20 protein-coding genes are annotated in these 17,887 nt (G+C 66.7%); 9 read left to right on the top strand and 11 right to left on the bottom strand.

The annotated features are described in order from the left end of the window. Window positions 1-20 precede the first annotated feature (20 nt). Entirely contained in the window at window positions 21-731 is a 711-nt protein-coding gene (locus AC5RWU_RS15755) for a TetR/AcrR family transcriptional regulator (RefSeq protein WP_494030340.1), read from the bottom strand. 136 nt (window positions 732-867) lie between these two features. Here AC5RWU_RS15755 and AC5RWU_RS15750 point away from each other — a divergent pair, with 136 nt between their 5' ends. Then, window positions 868-1,809, top strand: coding sequence for an NAD-dependent epimerase/dehydratase family protein (locus AC5RWU_RS15750; RefSeq protein ID WP_494030341.1), 942 nt, complete (start codon window positions 868-870; stop codon window positions 1,807-1,809). A 15-nt stretch (window positions 1,810-1,824) separates the two neighbouring features. On the opposite strand, the gene AC5RWU_RS15745 is transcribed toward AC5RWU_RS15750, so the two are convergent. From AC5RWU_RS15745 to AC5RWU_RS15720, 6 genes are all read right to left on the bottom strand, one after another. Next, window positions 1,825-2,919, bottom strand: a complete 1,095-nt coding sequence (locus tag AC5RWU_RS15745; RefSeq protein WP_494030342.1) for a pyridoxal-phosphate-dependent aminotransferase family protein — start codon at window positions 2,917-2,919, stop codon at window positions 1,825-1,827. Window positions 2,920-3,064: 145 nt separating this feature from the next. Continuing rightward, entirely contained in the window at window positions 3,065-3,610 is a 546-nt protein-coding gene (locus AC5RWU_RS15740; RefSeq protein WP_494030343.1) for an MFS transporter, read from the bottom strand. Between the two features lie 161 nt (window positions 3,611-3,771). Then, complete coding sequence (locus tag AC5RWU_RS15735; protein ID WP_494030344.1) at window positions 3,772-4,626, bottom strand: polysaccharide lyase family protein; 855 nt, start codon at window positions 4,624-4,626, stop codon at window positions 3,772-3,774. A gap of 3 nt (window positions 4,627-4,629) precedes the next feature. Beyond that, window positions 4,630-6,186 (bottom strand): alkaline phosphatase D family protein, encoded by a 1,557-nt coding sequence (locus AC5RWU_RS15730; protein WP_494030345.1) that lies wholly within the window; start codon window positions 6,184-6,186, stop codon window positions 4,630-4,632. A 99-nt stretch (window positions 6,187-6,285) separates the two neighbouring features. Beyond that, entirely contained in the window at window positions 6,286-7,503 is a 1,218-nt protein-coding gene (locus AC5RWU_RS15725; protein ID WP_494037061.1) for a glycerophosphodiester phosphodiesterase family protein, read from the bottom strand. Between the two features lie 163 nt (window positions 7,504-7,666). Continuing rightward, window positions 7,667-8,665, bottom strand: coding sequence for an adenosine deaminase (locus AC5RWU_RS15720; protein WP_494030347.1), 999 nt, complete (start codon window positions 8,663-8,665; stop codon window positions 7,667-7,669). Window positions 8,666-8,840: 175 nt separating this feature from the next. Here AC5RWU_RS15720 and AC5RWU_RS15715 point away from each other — a divergent pair, with 175 nt between their 5' ends. Genes AC5RWU_RS15715 through AC5RWU_RS15705 form a run of 3 tightly spaced genes read left to right on the top strand, consistent with a single transcriptional unit; the run spans window position 8,841 to window position 10,668 of the window. Beyond that, window positions 8,841-9,410 (top strand): hypothetical protein, encoded by a 570-nt coding sequence (locus AC5RWU_RS15715; protein ID WP_494030348.1) that lies wholly within the window; start codon window positions 8,841-8,843, stop codon window positions 9,408-9,410. Window positions 9,411-9,413: 3 nt separating this feature from the next. Then, entirely contained in the window at window positions 9,414-9,860 is a 447-nt protein-coding gene (locus AC5RWU_RS15710; RefSeq protein WP_494030349.1) for a DUF2243 domain-containing protein, read from the top strand. Beyond that, entirely contained in the window at window positions 9,835-10,668 is an 834-nt protein-coding gene (locus AC5RWU_RS15705; RefSeq protein ID WP_494030350.1) for a cytochrome c oxidase assembly protein, read from the top strand. The genes AC5RWU_RS15710 and AC5RWU_RS15705 overlap by 26 nt, the downstream gene beginning before the upstream one ends. On the opposite strand, the gene AC5RWU_RS15700 is transcribed toward AC5RWU_RS15705, so the two are convergent. Continuing rightward, window positions 10,657-11,106, bottom strand: coding sequence for an HhH-GDP family DNA glycosylase (locus AC5RWU_RS15700; protein WP_494030351.1), 450 nt, complete (start codon window positions 11,104-11,106; stop codon window positions 10,657-10,659). The genes AC5RWU_RS15705 and AC5RWU_RS15700 overlap by 12 nt on opposite strands. 110 nt (window positions 11,107-11,216) lie before the next feature. On the opposite strand from AC5RWU_RS15700, the gene AC5RWU_RS15695 reads away from it, so the two are divergent. Continuing rightward, complete coding sequence (locus AC5RWU_RS15695; RefSeq protein WP_494030352.1) at window positions 11,217-11,618, top strand: VOC family protein; 402 nt, start codon at window positions 11,217-11,219, stop codon at window positions 11,616-11,618. An 81-nt stretch (window positions 11,619-11,699) separates the two neighbouring features. On the opposite strand, the gene AC5RWU_RS15690 is transcribed toward AC5RWU_RS15695, so the two are convergent. Then, a complete protein-coding gene (locus tag AC5RWU_RS15690) occupies window positions 11,700-12,824 on the bottom strand; it encodes a DUF4190 domain-containing protein (RefSeq protein ID WP_494030353.1) in 1,125 nt (374 codons plus the stop codon). A 291-nt stretch (window positions 12,825-13,115) separates the two neighbouring features. Continuing rightward, entirely contained in the window at window positions 13,116-14,375 is a 1,260-nt protein-coding gene (locus AC5RWU_RS15685; RefSeq protein ID WP_494030426.1) for an Nramp family divalent metal transporter, read from the bottom strand. A 384-nt stretch (window positions 14,376-14,759) separates the two neighbouring features. Here AC5RWU_RS15685 and AC5RWU_RS15680 point away from each other — a divergent pair, with 384 nt between their 5' ends. The 4 genes from AC5RWU_RS15680 to AC5RWU_RS15665 all read left to right on the top strand — a co-directional run bounded on the left by AC5RWU_RS15680 (window position 14,760) and on the right by AC5RWU_RS15665 (window position 17,154). Further along, complete coding sequence (locus AC5RWU_RS15680; RefSeq protein ID WP_494030354.1) at window positions 14,760-15,086, top strand: hypothetical protein; 327 nt, start codon at window positions 14,760-14,762, stop codon at window positions 15,084-15,086. 89 nt (window positions 15,087-15,175) lie between these two features. Then, window positions 15,176-15,475 (top strand): DUF4193 domain-containing protein, encoded by a 300-nt coding sequence (locus AC5RWU_RS15675; protein WP_494030355.1) that lies wholly within the window; start codon window positions 15,176-15,178, stop codon window positions 15,473-15,475. A 907-nt stretch (window positions 15,476-16,382) separates the two neighbouring features. Then, window positions 16,383-16,730 carry a hypothetical protein gene (locus AC5RWU_RS15670; RefSeq protein ID WP_494030357.1) on the top strand — a complete coding sequence of 116 codons (348 nt, stop codon included), beginning with the start codon at window positions 16,383-16,385 and terminating at the stop codon, window positions 16,728-16,730. A 115-nt stretch (window positions 16,731-16,845) separates the two neighbouring features. Then, window positions 16,846-17,154, top strand: coding sequence for a hypothetical protein (locus AC5RWU_RS15665; protein ID WP_494037060.1), 309 nt, complete (start codon window positions 16,846-16,848; stop codon window positions 17,152-17,154). Between the two features lie 21 nt (window positions 17,155-17,175). On the opposite strand, the gene AC5RWU_RS15660 is transcribed toward AC5RWU_RS15665, so the two are convergent. Next, on the bottom strand, window positions 17,176-17,739 hold the full coding sequence (locus tag AC5RWU_RS15660) for a hypothetical protein (RefSeq protein ID WP_494030359.1): 564 nt from the start codon (window positions 17,737-17,739) through the stop codon (window positions 17,176-17,178). Window positions 17,740-17,887 lie beyond the last annotated feature (148 nt).

The following is a 17,887-nucleotide window of genomic DNA, read 5'->3' as shown; positions in this document are numbered from 1 at the left end:
CCGGCCGCCGTCGTACCCGGTCAGGCGAGTCCCAGGATGCCGGCCAGGACCGCCAAGTGGTGCTCGAACAGTTCTGCCGGACTGGCGATGGTATCGGCTCCGTAGGTGCCAAAGACTTCAAAACCCACCGCACCGAACAGGGAGGACCAGACCAGCAGCCCCCGGGCCAGGACCGCGTCAGGAACAGCCAGGTCCAGTTCGGACCGGAGGGCAGCCAGGTCGGCGGCCAACCCGCCCTCGAACCGGGAGGTGCCGGGCGGGGCGGCGGCGGGCGGGGCGGCCGCGCCGGCCCGGAAGGCGCCGTCGACAATGCGCACGAGGGCGAGGACCACGCGCGTACCCGGGCCGATGGTGCGGGTGGCGGGTGCGTGGTATCCGGGCACGGGGCTGCCAAACAGCAGCGCATAGCGCGCCGGCTCGCGCAGCGCCCAGGACCGTACGGACTGGCCCAGGGAGCGGAATCGCTCGAGGTAATCGTCCTCGGGGACCCGCGCAACGGCCGCGTCCACCTCGTCGCCGAGGTCGTTGTAGGCATCCACCACCAGCAGGGTCAGCAGCTCATCCCTGCTTTTGACGTAGCGGTAGACGGCCGAGGACACGACGCCCAGGTCCCGGGCCACGGCGCGCAGGGACAGAGCCGCCGCTCCGTGGCTGGCCAGGTGCTCGCGGCCGATCCGGGTGATGTCGTTCAGTGTACGTTCGCGTGCGCGCTCCCGCGGTGTCCCGTCCATGGCTCTACCCTGACCGCCGCTGAGAGCGATGTCAACTTATGAGAGCAGTGCTCTTGACTTCTGCGGGGGCGCAGCGCATTCTTGACTCAGAGAGCACTGCTCTCAATTTCCTTCGACGCAGAAGCGGGCACACACCATGTCGGACCTCCACGTAATCACCGGTGCCGGACCCGTCGGCCGGACCATCGCAGAACAGCTGGCCGGCGAGGGCCACCGGGTGCGCGTGCTGACGCGCTCCGGCAGCGGACCGGACCACCCGCTGGTGGAGCGGCGAAAGGTCGACGTCTCCCGGCCGGAGCAGCTGGAGGGCGCGCTCGACGGCGCCGCCGCGGTCTTCCACTGCATCCACGGCTCCGCCTACAGCGCCCAGGCCTGGGCGCGCGAACTGCCCGCCGCAGAGCAGACCGTGCTGGCCGCAGCCGGACGGGCAGGCGCCGTGGTGGTTTTCCCGGAAAGCCTCTATGCCTATGACCGTCCTGACCAGCCGATGACGGAGGCCAGCTCCCGGAACGCCTCTGCCGGCAAGCGGGGCATCCGCACCCGCCTGCTGAAGGCCCGAGAGGACTCCGCCGTACCCACGGTCAGCGTCGTCGCCTCCGCTTTCTTCGGTCCGCACGTCCGCAACGCCCATGCCGGTGAGCGGATGGTGCCCGCGGTTCTGGCCGGCCGGACCATCCGGGTGCTGGGCGCCCCGGATGTCCCGCATTCGTTCACCTATGTACCGGACCTGGCGGCGGCCATGATTGCCGCCGCCCACGATCCGAAGGTGTGGAATTCGGTGCTGCACGCGCCTACCGGGCCGGCTGTCACCCAGCGCGGAATGGCTGAGGCCATGGCGCGCGCAGCCGGAATGCCGATGCCGAAGGTCGGTTCCTTGCCGGGCTGGCTGATCCGCACGGCCGGACTACTCAATGCGGACGCACGCGAGCTGGCGGAGATGCTGTACCAGTTCGAGGCGCCGTTCATCATGGACTCGGGCCGCAGCGAGAAACTGCTCGGCCTGGGCCCGACCCCGCTGGCCGAGGCGGCAGCGGCCACCGTGCGCTGGTGGCGGAGCCAGGACCTGGCCCTGTCCTAGCTCGTGCCGCCCTCCTTATGCTTTGGCGATCGCTTCCTTCAGCGCACCCAGGATCAGGGCGACGGACGCCGGATCCGCATTCGGACCCATCAGTCCGATCCGCCACACCGTGGAGGCGAATTGCCCGACGCCGGCGCCGATCTCGATCTTGAAGTTATCCAACAGATAAGCGCGCACCGCAGCGGAGTCCACACCGTCCGGGACCTGGACCGTAGTGAGCTCCGGCAGGCGGTGACCCTCCGCGGCGAACAGCTTCAGGCCCATTTCCTCCAGCCCGTTCTGCAGCGCGGTGCCGGCGTCCCAATGCCGCTTCCAGACGTTCTCCAGCCCCTCGGCGAGAATGCGGTCCAGCGCCGCCTCCAGGCTGGCGATCATGGCCACGGGCGCCGTGTGGTGGTACGTCCGCCCGCCGGTGGCCCCACCCGCGTAGCCGCCCAGCAGCCCCAGGTCCAGGTACCAGGACTGCGGCTTCTCGATACGGCGTTCGAAGGCCCTGTCGGAGATTGTGAACGGCGCAAGCCCGGGAGCGACGCCGAGGCACTTCTGGGTGCCGGCGTAGCCGACGTCGATCCCCCAGTCGTCCGCGCGCAGTTCGATGCCGCCGATGGAGGTGACGGCGTCGACCAGCAGCAGCGCGTCCCCCTTCAGTTTGCCGAGGGCCTGGATGTCGGACAGCACGCCGGTGGACGTCTCCGCGTGGACGGCGGCGATTACCTTCGGGTTCGGGTGTGCCGCGGCCACGCGCTCCGGATCCGCCGGTTGGCCCCATTCATGATCCACCCGGACTACCTCGGCGCCGCAGCGGGCCGCAACATCGCACATCCGCTCCCCGAAGAGGCCGTTGACCGCAATCACGGCCACATCGCCGGCACCCACAGTATTCACGAACGCCGCCTCCATGCCCGCGGACCCAGTGGCGCTCAGCGGCAAGGTGCGGGCGTTGGCGGTCCCCCAGACCTGCCGCAGTCCTTCGCAGGTGTGGTCCAGTCGCTCAATGAACGCCGGATCCAGGTGCCCCAGCAGCGGATAGCCCAGTGCCGCCGTCGCTTCCGGGTAGGCATTGGTGGGGCCGGGGCCAAAGAGGTAACGGAAAGGCAGGACCTTGGACACAGAAAACTCCTCAGGATGGACGATCAGCTACCAGCATCTAATCATCTTCGCCATCCGCTGGCCCCATTTCCCCCATGACTCAGCCGCAGATGCCTGATTCGAGGCCGAATCGGGCACCTGCGGCTGAGTGAACGGGGCAGTCGGGCTAGGCGGCTGCCGAAACCTCGAACTTGTCCTCGAGGAACCTGCCGCGCTTGGTCATCATGGCCGCACCAATGAGCATCAGGACGCCGGTGGACGCGTAGGCGATCAGCGGAACCGTCCAGCCGCCGGTGGCGGAGAAAAGTGCCCCTCCCAGCAGCGGACCCAGGGTGCCGAACAGGTAGCCCACGCCCATCGCGAAGCCCGAGATAGCGGCCGAGCCCGAGGCCGTCCGGGTACGCAGGTTGAACATCGCGCTGGCCAGCGGGAACGCTCCGCCACCGATGCCGGTGATGAAGGCCCAGACCGGTGCCGCCTCCGGCGCGGCCATCATGCCGATGTAACCGACGGGTGCAACCACAGAGACCAGGGCGGCCAGCGGGAACGGGTTCTTCAGCTTGGTGGCCAGAATCGGGGTGATGAAGGCCATCGGCAGGGTCATGAAGCTGAAGATGGAGAACGCGCCCGCGGCCGCTGCCAGGTCCATGCCGGAATCGGTGAACATCGTCGGCATCCAGGCCAGCATGCCGTAGGTGTTCAGCGATGCCATGCATGTCCGCGCCGTTGGGCTTGTTCGCCAGGCGCAGGGGCTGGTGTTCGCGGAATCAGGGACCGGCCGAAGTCAGGGTTTTGCCGCGAGAACGGGATGTGCTGCCCGTGCCCTCGCCGGCAAACCCTGACTTCGACTGGTCCTGGGCGGTTGGGATGCCGCTAAGCCCGGGCGAAGAGGCCTATCGCGTCGTAGGCGATCCAGGATCCTTCATCCTTGAACAGCTCGACGACGTTTTCTCCGGCCTTGAACAGGCTCCGGGCGAGCGGACGTTCAATGAAGGACGGCTTCAGCGGGGACCCTGGAACAGTGCTGTCGCCCTGGAGCGAGCCCTTGGTGGCACCGCCTTCGAAGGCGACCCGGTCAACAGTGGTTCCGTTGATGGTCAGCACCACCGAGCCGGCGATACTCGCGTGGCTGTCGATGAGCCAAAGCGCCAGGTCCAGGTCCTGGGCAGGTGCCTCGGCACGGTCGAACCGCAGGCGGAACAGGTGGTTTCGCCGGCCGGCCCAACCGTCGGCGGGACCGGGCTGCAAATAGCTCCAGCCGGTGCCCGCACTATCCGTCCCGTAACGGAAGTCGACGCCGTCGGGGAAGGTGGCGTTGTACTGCGAGTATCCGTTGGGCGAGAGCGCGAACTCCAGGCCCTTGCCGTCAAAGTCCCCGACAACTGCCACCGGGGTGCCCGACACGGTAACCGACGCCTGGCTGGCGACCCGCACCGGGTTGGACGGCTGGCTGCTGGTACCGGCGGCGTTCACGGTGACGACCCGGTAAGTCCATTCGCTTGCCTGCGGGCCGAGCCCCTGATGCACGAAGCGCGGATAGATGGTCTTGGCCAGCAGGTTCGACGGCGTGATCGGGGCACTGCCGGTGCCCCGGACTGCGTAGACCGCATAATGGTCAACGACAGTTTCCCAGGGAGCCGGCTCCCAATCGATGATGATGCGTGCGAGCTCTCCGGTTCCGCGCAGGCCGGTGACGGCCCGGGGCCGGGACAGATTCGTTGTAGTCATCGCTTAGATCAACCTTTCCAGTCCGGGGTTGCCCGCACCTGTCCGGAATCGGGCGATCGTCTCCAGCGGAGCATCGGCATCGGCCTCGATCCACGGCACCATCTTGAAGTCGGAAATCAGCTCCTGCGGCGTCATACGGCAGTGCACATAGCCCCGGCGGCCGTCGTAGAGCTTGACGTAGGGATGCTGCATCCAGTCCGCGGTGTAACGGTCGGTGGCCGCGCCGTCACCGTCGGAAGCGATTGAGGTGCAGATCAGCTCCACGCCCACGGTCTTCGACGTCGGGGCGGCGAAGTCGGCCTTCAGCTCCGCGGCCACGTGCTTGTGGATGTCTCCGGTGAGGACCACGGGGTTGCTCGACTTCTGCATGGCCTCCGTGAGACGCCGCCGGTTGGCCGGATAGCCGTCCCACTGGTCCGTGCGGTCCTCGGTGATCGCGGAGACCGTGACGCCGTTGGCGAGGACGTTCCAGGTGGCGGGCGAGCCGACCATGCCGTCGTACAGCCACTGCTCCTGTTCGTGGCCCAGCAGCGTCCGGTCCGCTGCGAACTGTTCCTCGGTGCCGGCTGGCAGCGGGTCACGGTACTGGCGGGTGTCGAGGACGTTCAGCCGGGCCAGCGAGCCAACGTCGTACCGCCGGTAAATGCGGCTGTCCGGTCCGGTGGGCAGGCTGTCGAGGGACAGCGGCAAGTTCTCGTAGTAGGCGCGGTAGGCAGCGGCGCGCCGGTGCACGAAGTGCTCGGGAGCGATGCCATAGCGGGAATCTGCGGAGCCGTAGTTGTTCTGGACCTCGTGGTCGTCCCAGGTCATAAGCCAGGGTGCCTTGGCGTGGACCGCTTGCAGGTACGGATCGGACTTGAACAGCGAGTAGCGCAGCCGGTACTGCTCCAACGTCTCGATCTCGACACTGTGCTCCGGACCCACCGAGGCTCCCTGACGCCACATATTGCTCCCGGTGATTCCGTACTCGTAGATGTAGTCGCCCAGGAAAAAGACCGCGTCAAGCTCCTCGTTGGCCATGTGCTTGTAGGCGCTGAAGTGCCCGTGGTACCACGCCTGGCAGGAGGCCGTGGCGAAGCTGAACGCCTGCACTGTCTGCCCAGGCGCCGCCAACGTCTTGGTCCGGCCCACCGGGCTGATCTGGTTCCCCACGCGGAAGCGGTAGAAATATGGGCGGTTCGGTTCCAGTCCCCGTACCTGGGGGTGAACGGCGTGGGCGAGTTCGGGCGAAGCTACGGCCGTGCCGCGCTGAACGACCTGCGTGAACCGTTCGTCCGCGGCGACTTCGTACTGCACCGGAACCTGCCGCAGCGGCATGCCGCCGTGCCCGTCAGCGGCCAGCGGTTCGGGTGCCAGTCTGGTCCACAGCACCATGCCATCAGCGCGGGGATCGCCGGAGGCGACGCCCAGGCCGAAGACACCGTCGGGAACGTGTCCCGGAGCTGCAACGGCATCGGCCGGGGCGGCGATGCCCATGGCAACCGCCGCCGCGCTGACCCCGCCGAGCTGCAGGAAGCTCCGCCGACCCAGGTTTACCTGAGGCCATGATTCGGGTTTCATCGTGCTCCTATCAGTGATTCTCGAAAAAGATGCCCGGTGGCCGAGAATCCTCGGCCACCGGGCAGGCATTTGCCACTCGGGGTACATGCCCCCGGCGGGTTAGTTCGCGAACTGGTCGATCAGCTGGTCCTGCGGGGTCCACAGGGCCACGGAATCGCCGGTGTTGTTCAGCACAGAGGCCGTGCCGCCGTTGTAGTAGCGGTCCGCCGTGTTGGTGCCGGTGGCGGTGTAGACGCGCAGTTCCGCGCCCGGCGCCATCACGTAGCCGTCGCCGACGCGCAGGATGTTGTTGGCGGCGTCGCGGAGGGTGTAGCCGCTGGCGTCGATGCTGCGGCTGCTGGTGTTGCGCAGGACAACGTGCTCGCCGTTCTCCGGCTGCACGTCGCTGCCGGCCGGGTTGTTGACGGCGTCGACGATCTCAATGCCATTGGCCTCCGGGTACACCTTCTGCCCCTGGATGAAGCGCTTGGCCTGCTCCGGGAAGTCGGTGGTGACGACGTCGACCCCCAGGTCGATCGAGTGCTGCACGGCCTCCGGGGAGTTGACCGTGTAGACGCCGATCAGCATGCCGGCGGCCTTCACGCTGGCGGCCTGCTCAGCAGTCAGGTTGCGGTAGTTGGTGCCCACGGAATCGGCGAATTCGTCCCAGGACTCAAGCGTGGCCGGATCCGGGATGGTACCGGAGAGCTGCTGCAGCGGGATTTCTGGCGCCAGTTCGGAGAAGACGCGGTTGGAGGCCTCATCGAAGCCCAGCACCTTGACCTTGTCCGCGGCGACCAGCTTCTGCCAGTCCGGGTTGCTCGCCAGTTCATCGGCGACAACCTGCTCCACGCCCGGGGAGTTCTTCGGGGACTTGATCTCGATGAAGACGCCGGTGGTGTTGGTGCCGATCCGGGCGGCGTCGTCGAGGTGCGGGATGCGCTCGCCGGCGAACTTCGGGCCGAAGTAGGATCCGGCGTCGAGTTGCTGCAGTTCCGCCCAGGTAAAGGAGGTGATCGGATCGTTGGCGCGCTCCGGGAAGACCTCTTCCACGTTGGTGGTGCGGGCCGGGGCGTCATCGTGGAACAGGAACGGCACGCCGTCGGCACTGAGCTGGACGTCGATCTCGAACATGTCGACGCCTGAGGCGCGGCCGGCCTTGAACGCCGCGATGGTGTTTTCCGGAGCCACGCCGGCGGCACCGCGGTGGCCGATGAGCGTCGGTGCGGTCTGGCCGTTCTGCCCCTGCTGGGCTGCGTCCTGCGCAACGGCGGCCGGCGCCGCGAACAGGGAGAGGCCGACGACGGCGGCCGTGGATGTGGTGATGAGCTTGGTCATGCGGGATGCCATAAGGAATGAATGTCCTTCACAGTGGATGTTCTTGCTGTCCCCCTGTGGCATCCTGCCGCGCCCGTCCGTCCAGCTCGCCAACGCCCGGTAACGGCAAGGTGAACCGTCACATGAGGCGGCCGGCGGCCTCCGCCGACCCTGCCGGCGCCGCTTACCCCTGCAGGCCGGCCCGCCACTGGCGCACCTCGGCGAGCAGCTCCCGCCGTCGTACATCCGTCACGAAGGCGGACCGCACCGAATTCTCCGCCAGCGTTGCGAGCTGGTCCGCGGAGAAGCCGAAGGTTTCCCGCAGCTGCCGGAAGTTCTCCTCCACATAGCCGCCGAAGTAGGCCGGGTCATCCGAGTTCACGGAGACATTCAGCCCGCGCTCAAGCATCCGCGGCAGCGGGTGGTCCGCGAGCGTGTCCACCGCGCGCAGCCTGACGTTGGAGAGCGGGCAGACGGTCAGCGGAACCTGCTCGGCCACCAGCCGCTCCACCAGTTCCTCGTCCTCCATGCAGCGGATGCCGTGGTCCACCCGCGCCACCTGCAGCACGTCCAGCGCCTCACGGATGTATTCGGCCGGCCCCTCCTCCCCCGCGTGCGCAATGCACTTCAGGCCGGCCTGGCGGGCCCGTTCGAACACCGCAGCGAAATGGCGCGGCGGGTTGCCGACCTCCGCAGAATCCAGGCCGATCCCAATGATCGGCGCGCCCATGGCCAGCAGCTGCTCCAGCACAGCGAGCGCATCCTCGGCCGGTTCGTCCCGCAGGAACGCGGCAATCAGCTCAGTGCTGATGCCGAATTCCTCCTCGCTCTCGGCGAGCGCGGACGCCACGCCGTGGACGCAGGTTTCCAGGGCAACCCCGCGGGCAAGATGCGCCTGCGGATCCATCATGATCTCCGCGTGCCGCACCCCCGCGGCCGCCGCCCGCTTCAGGTACGCACGGGTCATGTCCGCGAAGTCCTGCTCGGTGCGCAGCACCGCCATGTTGCTGTAATACAGGTCCAGGAAGGACTGCAGGTCCGTGAACTCGTACTGCCGCCGCAGCTCCTCGAGGTCGGCGTACGGCAGCGTGATCCCGTTCCGCGCGGCCAGCGCGAAGATCAGCTCCGGCTCCAGCGTTCCTTCGATGTGCAGATGCAGTTCGACCTTGGGCAGCAGGGTCACGGTGGTCCTTTCGGTTGGCGGCGGGTGGCTTCAGCTTACGACGCCGGTCCCCCGCTTTGGGCGGCCTCCGTCACCGCGCTGTCCTTGCCGACGCCCGCCAGCGGTGCCAGACTCGGAGGTGACCGTCCGCCGGACTATTCCCACAGACGTTCCCTCGCGAAGGAGCTGGATCAGCATGCTGGACCGCAAGGCACGAGACATCATCCACGACTGGCCGGACGAGTCGCGTGAGGCGGCCCAACTGGTCCTCGACACCCATGGCGAGCCGGACGAAAAGACCGACTCGATGCTGCTGTGGCACAACGTCAGCGACTGTAAACGCGTGATCGCGTCCAAGGCGTTCTTCCAGCACGACTTCCCCGCCCCGCACACCGACTCCGTGGAAAGCTTCATCGATTTCCGCGTGCCGGTGGACAAATTCTCCGAGCTGGCCCGCTTCGACGGCAGCGTGGTCGTGGAGCGGACGGCCGGCGAGGTCTCGGCCCGCTGCCACGACGAGCAGGCGAACTTCCTGGCGCTGAACCTGATGCGGGACATTGTCGCCGGGGAGAAAAATGCGGAGGAAGCGCGCGCCTACTACGCTAAGGAGTTCGCCGGCTACCGGCGCAAGGAGCCGACGCCGTATATGGAGAAGCTGCGGTTCGAGACCGGCGGCAACACCTTCGATCCTGATGAACGGATCCTCTCCGACGCGGACCTGGAACAGGCTGCCGAGGAAGGCAAGCAGAAGGATCAGGGGCGGTAGGCCATGTACCGGCGCAACCTGGTGTCCGGCCTGCTGTTCGGTGTCGGACTCGTGGCGTTCATCGACGAAACGGTGTTCCACCAACTGCTGCACTGGCACCACTTCTACGATCTGTCGACCACCGACGTCGGCCTTGTCTCTGACGGCCTGTTCCACGCCGTGAGCTGGTTCGCCACCATCGGCGGGCTGTTCCTGTTCGCTGACCTGAGGCGCCGGCAGGCGCTGCGGCCCGCAACGTGGTGGGGCGGGATCCTGCTGGGTGCCGGCGTCTTCCAGCTCTACGACGGCACCATCCAGCACAAACTGATGGGTCTGCACCAGATCCGGTACGAGGTGGACCTGCTCCCCTACGACCTCACCTGGAACATCAGCGCAGCGCTGCTGATCGCCATCGGCGCCCTGCTGCTGGTGCGCTCCCGGCCGCATGCCCGTGCTGCTGCCGCCGGTTGACGTGGCCGCCGCCCACCTGCACGGGTACGACGCCGGCACGGTTCCGTTGGAACTGTTCGCTGCGGCGGCGCTGGTGCTGGCTCTGGCCGCCTATCTCGGCGGTGTGCTCGGTGCCCGGCGCCGCGGACGTTGGCCCTGGTACCGGACCGCCTCCTGGGTGACCGGCGCCGCGGCGGCGGGTGCCGCCGTCGTCGGTCCCTTGGCCCGGGCCGGCCACGGCGACTTCACCGCCCATATGACCGGGCACCTGCTGCTGGGCATGCTTGCGCCGCTGCTGCTGGTGCTGGCCGCACCGTTCACGCTGGCGCTGCGGGCACTGCACCCGGCGCCGGCCCGCCGCCTGGCGCGGCTGCTGCGAAGCCGGCCGGTCCGTTTCCTGACCCACCCGATCACGGCCGCCGTCCTCAACACCGGCGGGCTCTGGCTGCTGTATACCGGCGGGCTGTATGCGGGGATGCATGCCCATCCGGTGGTGTTCCTGCTGGTCCACATCCATGTCCTCGCCGCGGGCTACCTCTTTACCGCCGCGATCATTGGGGTCGACCCGAACCCGCACCGTTCCGGCTTCCGCCTGCGGGCCGCCGTGCTGCTGCTCGCGCTGGCCGCACACAATGTCCTGGCAAAATATCTTTACGCCTCCCCGCCCGCCGGCGTGCCCGCTGAGCAGGCGGAGGCCGGCAGCATGCTCATGTACTACGGCGGGTCGGTGGTCGATGCGGCGCTGATCTTTGTCTTCTGCCTCCAGTGGTACCGGGCATCGGCCCGCTCAGCGCGGACCACCCGATGGATGCCCCGCTCAATCGCCTGACGGCTTTTTGCCGTTGAACTTCGCCGGCACCTCGCGCAGGAAGATCTCCGCCGCTTTGTCCCCGAAGCCCTTGAATTCCAGCAGCCGCTCCCGCAGGTCCTCGGCGGATGCGGCGCCCTTGACCATGCGGTTGACCGAGCCGTAGCGCTCGATCACCTGGGCCATCACCTCGTGCAGTTCGTCCGTGGTGACGTAGTCGTAGCGCGAATACTTGGCATGGTCCAGGATCCGGCGCAGCGGCTCTCGTCCGACGGGCCCGAATTTTTTCGGACTGGTGAAGCCGCGCTGGATCAGCAGCGTGTAGGCGTTGGCCGCAATGTCCTGCTGGATGGGACGGGCGAAGAGCAGGCAGGCCAGGAACCAACGGTACAGCTGCTGCGGCTTGCCTTCCGTCAGGTCGATGCCCAGGTCCTCCGGCGTCTTGTTCCTGTGGGTCATCCTTGCCCCTTCCTGCTGCGCCTGCCCGTGCCGGTTCCAGCCTGTCCCTCCTCCGAAGCGCAGGTCAAGGGGCATTCCCGCCGGAAGCCCCAAGTGGCAAGGTTGCACTCATGGACTGGAAAATCGAAGTCATCCCGGTACCGGTCGCCGATGTGGACCGGGCCAAGGCGTTCTACTCCGAGAAAGCGGGTTTCACGGTCGATCTGGACACGACAGTCGATGACAAGCTGCGTTTCGTGCAGCTGACCCCGCCCGGCTCCGGCTGCTCGATCGTGCTGGGCTCCGGAACCACCAGTGCGCCCGGAACGCTGCAGGGCGTGCAGTTGGTGGTCGATGATATCGATGCCGCCCGCACCGAGCTGGTCGAGCGCGGCGTCGACGCCACCGCTGTACGGCACTTCGACAACGGGGACTGGATCGACGGGCACGGCGGCCCCTGGAACTCGTTCGTCTTCTTCAGCGATCCGGACGGCAACGGGTGGGTGCTGCAGGAACGCCCGGCCAGCGACTGACCTGCGCGCAGAAAAGGAAAGCGTACGACGGCGGGTGGGCACCCGCCGTCGTACGCTTTGATTCCCGCCGGAAAGGTGAGGTTACCGGATGGCCCAGTAGACCCGGCCTTCGTCCCCGAAGGAATCCGACTCGACGAAGATTTTGCCGCCGTCAATCGCGTCCGCCGGTACATCGAAGCACTCCTGGTACGTACCGCTGCCGGAGTTCTCCAGGGTCGGCACGTCGAAGGACGGCATCTCGGTGGTGGCCATGCAGGCGGTGGCGGAGTACTGCCGGGCATCCGAGCCCACGAACGTCGGGGACAGGTCCAGCCAGGGATCCCCCTCCTCGGTGCCGACGTAGGTGACATCCAGCTGCACCGCGACGTACTGGCCGACCGGTGGTTCGTTGAACATGTTTGCGGCGGCGAGCCGCTCGTTGGCGTTCAGCACGACCTCGGACACGGTGACTTCGTAGTTGCTGCTGACGGGCGCGGACTGGCCGATGGGGGTCAGCACCGCGGAAGCGACCTCCTCCTGCTCGGTTGCGGTCTGGGCGCGTTCGCCGTCAACGGAGTCTTCCAGGGTGGCGCTGACGTCGTTGAGCGCAGCCATGACGATCAGCTGGGTGATGACGACGCCGATCAGGGAGACAAGGGCGATGGAGCCGCCGGCGATGGCCAAGCCGCGGCCGGTGGACTTCCGCCGGACGGTGATGACCAGCGCGGCGATGGCCAGGCCCAGGGCCACGAGGCCCAGGAAGAAGGCAAAGAAGTTGATGAACGGAATCCAGCACAGCACCAGGGCCACGATGGCCACGACCAGGGCGGAGATGGCCAGGCCCTTGCCTGGCGACTTGGGTGCCGGCGCAGGAGCTCCGGGCAAGCCGGGGTAGCCGGCGCCCGGGTAAGAGGACGACGGGTAGCCGGACGCCGGGTGAGCCGTGCCCGGATAGCTGGGAGCCGGGTAGTCAGGAGCCCGGTAGGAGCCGGAGGCATTGCCGGACGCCCCGCCCATCGGTGCCGGGCCGCCCGGAATTATCCCGCCCGGAATTATCCCGCCCGGAGCGGCAAAGCCGGCCACCGGAAAGTTCTGGTCCTCCTCAATCCACAACTGGTGACCCTCCGGCACCGGCCCCCACGCCGGGTCCGGCTCCCAGCCGGGCGGCGGCGTCCACCCTGCCGGCGGCTGCGGCCAGGACGGCGGCGGATTGAAAATCTTTCCCATCGGATTCCCCTCTAATAGTCAGTGCGAGACTTCGTTCGGCATGCTGGCAAGGCCCCGCGTTGCGGGGCGCAAAGTGATGAAACGGCCTTGCTTCTTTCCTCCCAGGATCGGAGGAGATTGACGGGATAATCGTCGCATGCAGCAGTGACAGTTTCTGGCCGGCAGGTTGGTTGCCTAAGGAAAAGATAGCCAAACGTGATGAACAAGACGACGGTGAACAAGACGATGGCGGGAGGGGCACCCAAGGTGTCCCTCCCGCCGTCGAACTTCCACTGAGCGCCGGTGCGACTGCTAGCCGCCGAACAGCGGCGCCACAGCCTTCACCAACTGCTGCACGCCCAGGACGCCGAACAAGATGGCGCAGATGCCCAGGGCAATATTGGTGTGCAGCCGGTTGGCCCATTCCTTGGGCACCCGCCTGCCGTTGAGCAGTCCCAGCAGCGTCAGCGCCAGGAACGGCATGAACAGCGCGCCGAGCACACCGTAGGCCAGGATCAGGCCGATCGGCTGGCCCAGGGCAAACAGGATCATCGGCGGGAAGGTCAGCCAGAAGACATAGAACTTGAAGTACTTGCCGCCGATGCGGGTATCCGGGTGGCCGGATTCCTTGCCGCGGATGTTGCCCCAGAAGTCGGCGAACATCAGGCTCACGCCGTTCCACACGCCGATCACCGAGGAGAAGGACGCGGCCCAGAAGCCCACCAGGAAGGAGGTGCCGATGAAGTCGCCGTAGCGGTCCTTGAGCACCTCGGTCAGGTCCAGCAGGCCCTTGTCACCGGCGCTCAGCGACACACCTGCCGCCTGGACAACCTCGGCTCCGACGATCAGCATGGCGATCACGAAGATGCCCGTCATCACATAGGCCATGGTGTTGTCGATCCGCATGACGCGCATCCACTTGGGCGTGTACCAGCCCTTTTCACGCAGCCAGTAGCCATAGGCGGCCAGGGTGATGGTGCCGCCGACGCCGCCGGCCAGAGCCAGGGTATAGAGGACGCCGCCTTCGGGGATGGTCGGCACCAGGCCGCCCAGCATGGCCGGGATGTTCGGCACGGCGATGACGGCCAGGCCGACGACGGTCACGAACATCATGCCCACCAGCACCGCGGTGATCTTCTCGAAGAAGGCGTACTTGCCGAACCACACCATGATGAAGCCGGCCACCCCCATCAGCACTGCCCAGATGGTCAGATGCACGCCGGGGAAGAGCGCGGCCAGCGGCAGCGCGGCGGAGGACATCGCCGTCGCGCCGTAGACGAAGCCCCAGATCATGATGTAGGGACCGAAGTACCAGGTGGTCCAGCGCCCGAGCGTGCGCCAGCCTTCGAAGATGGTCTTGCCGGTGGCCAGTGTGTAGCGCCCAGCGCCTTCAACCAGGACGATCTTCAGGATGACGCCGACGATTACCGCCCAGAACAGCGCATAGCCGTAGCGGGAACCGGCAACGAGGGTGGCGACCATATCCGCCGCACCAACGCCGGTGGCGGCGACGACCAGACCGGGACCAATGACCTTCCATTTGGCCGGAGCGCCCCCGTCCGTGTCGATCATCGACAGGACCGGCTCTCCCGCGGGGGGATTATTGTTTGTGGCCATACGCCAACAGATTCCTAACGTGATTTTCGGTGGGAGAAGCCCTGCACCCAATCGCCGGCGCCGCTATGCAGCCGGTCACAGGACCCCGTTTATTTTGCCACAGCCCCGGACCGAACGGTCGGGAATTCTGTCCGACGGCGGCCGCAGTCGCCGAAGGGTCCAATTTTGTCGCCGAACAGCACGAATACCTTTGGCCCGCCGGATGCGTCAAGAGCTGCCAATGGTTTACGGCCTATAAGTCAGCACATGACTCCCAATGTTGCGTGCATCACATTTCTGCCCGTACTGTGGCATGCGTTTGAACCACTGACGCCGATGAAACTTCAAGGACGAAGAATCATGAATCACAAACTGCGCGTACTGGTAAGCCTGGACCTCGATGGTGGATCTGCCCGGATTGCTGTCCGCGGGCACGTCAGCAGCAGGAGCATCCAAGCCCTGTATGTTGTCGCCAAGCGGGCGAACTCGATTGTCCCCGGCCTGGAACTGCTGCTCGACATCAGCGAGGCGCGGGTCCAGCCGGAAGCCCTGGCACAACTGCAGGCCTGCTCGGCAGCCGGGCGGTTGCCCGCCGCCATTGATCCGTCACGAGCCGAATACCTGCTGACCATCCTCGAGCCCGCGCACATCGCCCCCTCGCCAGCGGCCATGGGACTCGCCGCTTAGTGAGATTAGCAACAAGCTGTTGCACTTTTCGCCTCAGGGATGTCTAATGCTTCGACAGCATTTCGACTACAAGGAGACGACAAGCCGTAATGGCAACCGACTACGACGCACCCCGGAACAGCAACGAGGACGAGGGAACCGACTCCATTGAGGAACTGAAGTCCGCCCGCAAGGGTACGCCGACCGCCGTCCTGGACGTGGACGAAAACGACACCGCCGAAGGCATTGATCTGCCGGGGGCAGACCTGTCCGGCGAAGAGCTCCAGGTACGGGTCATTCCGATGCAGGCCGACGAGTTCACCTGCGCCTCCTGTTTCCTGGTGCGGCACCGCAGCCAGAAAGCCCGTGAGAAGAACGGCATGACCTACTGCCTCGACTGCGAGGGCTAAGTCCCCCTGCCCGGGCATGCCCGCGTCCGCGCAGGGCATGCCCACCTCCCCGCACCTGAAAAGCGCTGCTCAGGCTGCCCAGACAACGTCGATCGGGCCAAGCCCACGACAGATGGGTGCCGGCTGGGGCCATTAAGGTTTCGGCCCGGTGGTCCCAGACATTGGCGCTGCGGCTATTGGTCTTCGGGCCGGTGTTCGGGCTGCAGGTGTTCCGGGCAGCGGGGGTGCGGTCGAGTAATAGGTGTGGCCGGTGGGGGTGGTGGTTTTGACGGTATGCCGGACGCCGGGGACCGTTTCGGCACCGGTCCCGGATCACCAGCAGCCGGCGCAGCCCGGCCGGGAACAGCCGGGCCCGCGAATCCATCCCCACCAGCTCCCGGGTGCCGGAACCGCCGGACGCGCCGGACGCGGCTGACGCGCCGTCGCCACACTGGCCCCCCCGCCGGGCTGTTCGGGGTTGAGCCGGGTGCGGCCCATTCGGCCGGCAGCGTGCCGTAGCCTTCCAGCCAGGCCGGTTCACTGTCCCCGGCGAACAGGGTCCGGTCGGTCATCACCGGCTGCACCGCCACATCCACGTCCGCCGCGGCGGCCTGGCCGGTGACGCGTTCGACCAGGGTGTCGGCCATGATCTGCCCCCGCCCCCGGGCATCCCCCGGGCGCGCAGGGTGTCCGCGTGCCGGGTCAGGGCGGCGTGCACGGCCACGCCCTGGGTGACCGGCAGCAGCCCGGTCACCCAGACCCTGGTGTCCGGCGCCGGCCGACACGACACATACCGCTCGGACTCGGCCTTCGCGGCTCGGCGCACCGCCGACCCCGGATCCAGGGCCACGGCGCGCCGCTTCGCCGCGGCAATCACTGCCTGATCCCCCTGCTGGCTACGACACCAAGGACGGCCTAGACTCGACGCATGACTGAAACAGGCAGCTATTTTGCGGCGGTGAAGCGTTCCGAAAAGCAGGGCGAACCCCTGCCTCTGCGCGTCTTCCGGAGTCGCCAGAACCTCGACGGAGTACAACTGGCCGAAGCGCTGGACAACCCGGAACTCTTGGAGGGCAGCTGGGAGCTCATGAAGACCGCGTACGTCGATTCCACGGAAACGGCGCACATTGTCAGTGCCCTGAAGGCTGTTTCACTGCGGGATATAGAACCGACATCAGTGGATGATGCGGGCCCTTGGGCCATCGTGCGACTCAACGACTTCGAGCTGCCGGCGGACGAGCCGGCAGGCCAGCCGATGGATGCACCTGCGGAGTAACCGGAGCCGTCACAGGACGGATCGATGAAATCCCGTGTTGCGGAGGTCACATTTCTCCCGTAAGGTTTATTGCGGTCACAACGGCGTGGCCGCCCAAACTCCCGGAATGAAGATAATGAACCATAAACTCCGTGTTCTTGTCCGCCTCGATCTGGACGGTGTCTCCGCGAACATTGAAGTCCGCGGCAACGTGACCCACAGGAGCATTCAGGCCCTCTACGTCGTGGCTAAACGGGTCAACTCACTGCTTTCCAACATGGCCTTGGTCTTCGACCTGAGCCATGCCCACGTGGAGCCGGAGGCGCTGGCAGCACTGCACTCCTGCTCCAGGACGCGCCACCTGCCGCCCGCCGTCGACCCTGACCAGAGCAGCTACCGGCTGCGCATCATTAAGCCGAACCCGGCCTTCGAACTGGCCGCCTAGCATTTCCACTCAAACGGGACGTCAGGATTTCCCGCTTGAGTGGACATGCGCCAGATCATTCAGCGTGGCCACGGCCATGGCCCGGTTGGCGGCGATCTTCGCTCGGCTCTCGGCCACGCTGAACCCGTCATCAATCCCGATCTGCATCAGCTCGGCGGACAGCTTCACGTCCTCCAGCACCACACCCAGATAGTCCGCCACCAGCCGGTTCCGGGCAATCGTTGCCGTCAAGCAGACGGTTACCGCGGCGCGCAGGGCGCTGGCTGCCCGTTTCCGCTCCAGCAATAGGCCCGCCCGCAGCGCGAGCCGGGAGAAGCAGGCCGCACCGGCCTTCAGCGGCGCGCCCCTGCCCCGGAGGGAAATCCGCTGGGACCTGGAGCCACCGGTGTCCACCCAGTAGACGCGGACCGGAATCCGCCGCCCGCGACGCGAGATATAGTCAGCGGTCACGTCGATGAAGGCCCTGTGGTCCTCCGCGAAGGCCTCGGAGATCCGGATGCCTCCAAGCCGCGGAAACCGGCAGGCGTCGATAAAGTCCAGGACCTCCCGGCTCCACCCGGCCCCGGCCGGCTCGTCCTTGATCATGCTGCCTCCACCGTCGGATTCCAACGTACCAGCGGTGGCCGGATTCACCCCGCCTGTTTCTTGTACGAATCTTGCCAAAATCTTGCGTTAAACCGTTCTCCGGGCCGCTTAGCCTAGAGGCGTCCACTGGAGCAGATGGGGACACTTG

It is taken from the genome of Arthrobacter sp. B0427-1-12 (genome assembly GCF_059092905.1).
The sequence above is the reverse complement of the archived record's forward strand: the minus strand, read 5'-3'. Positions and strand labels throughout refer to the sequence as shown.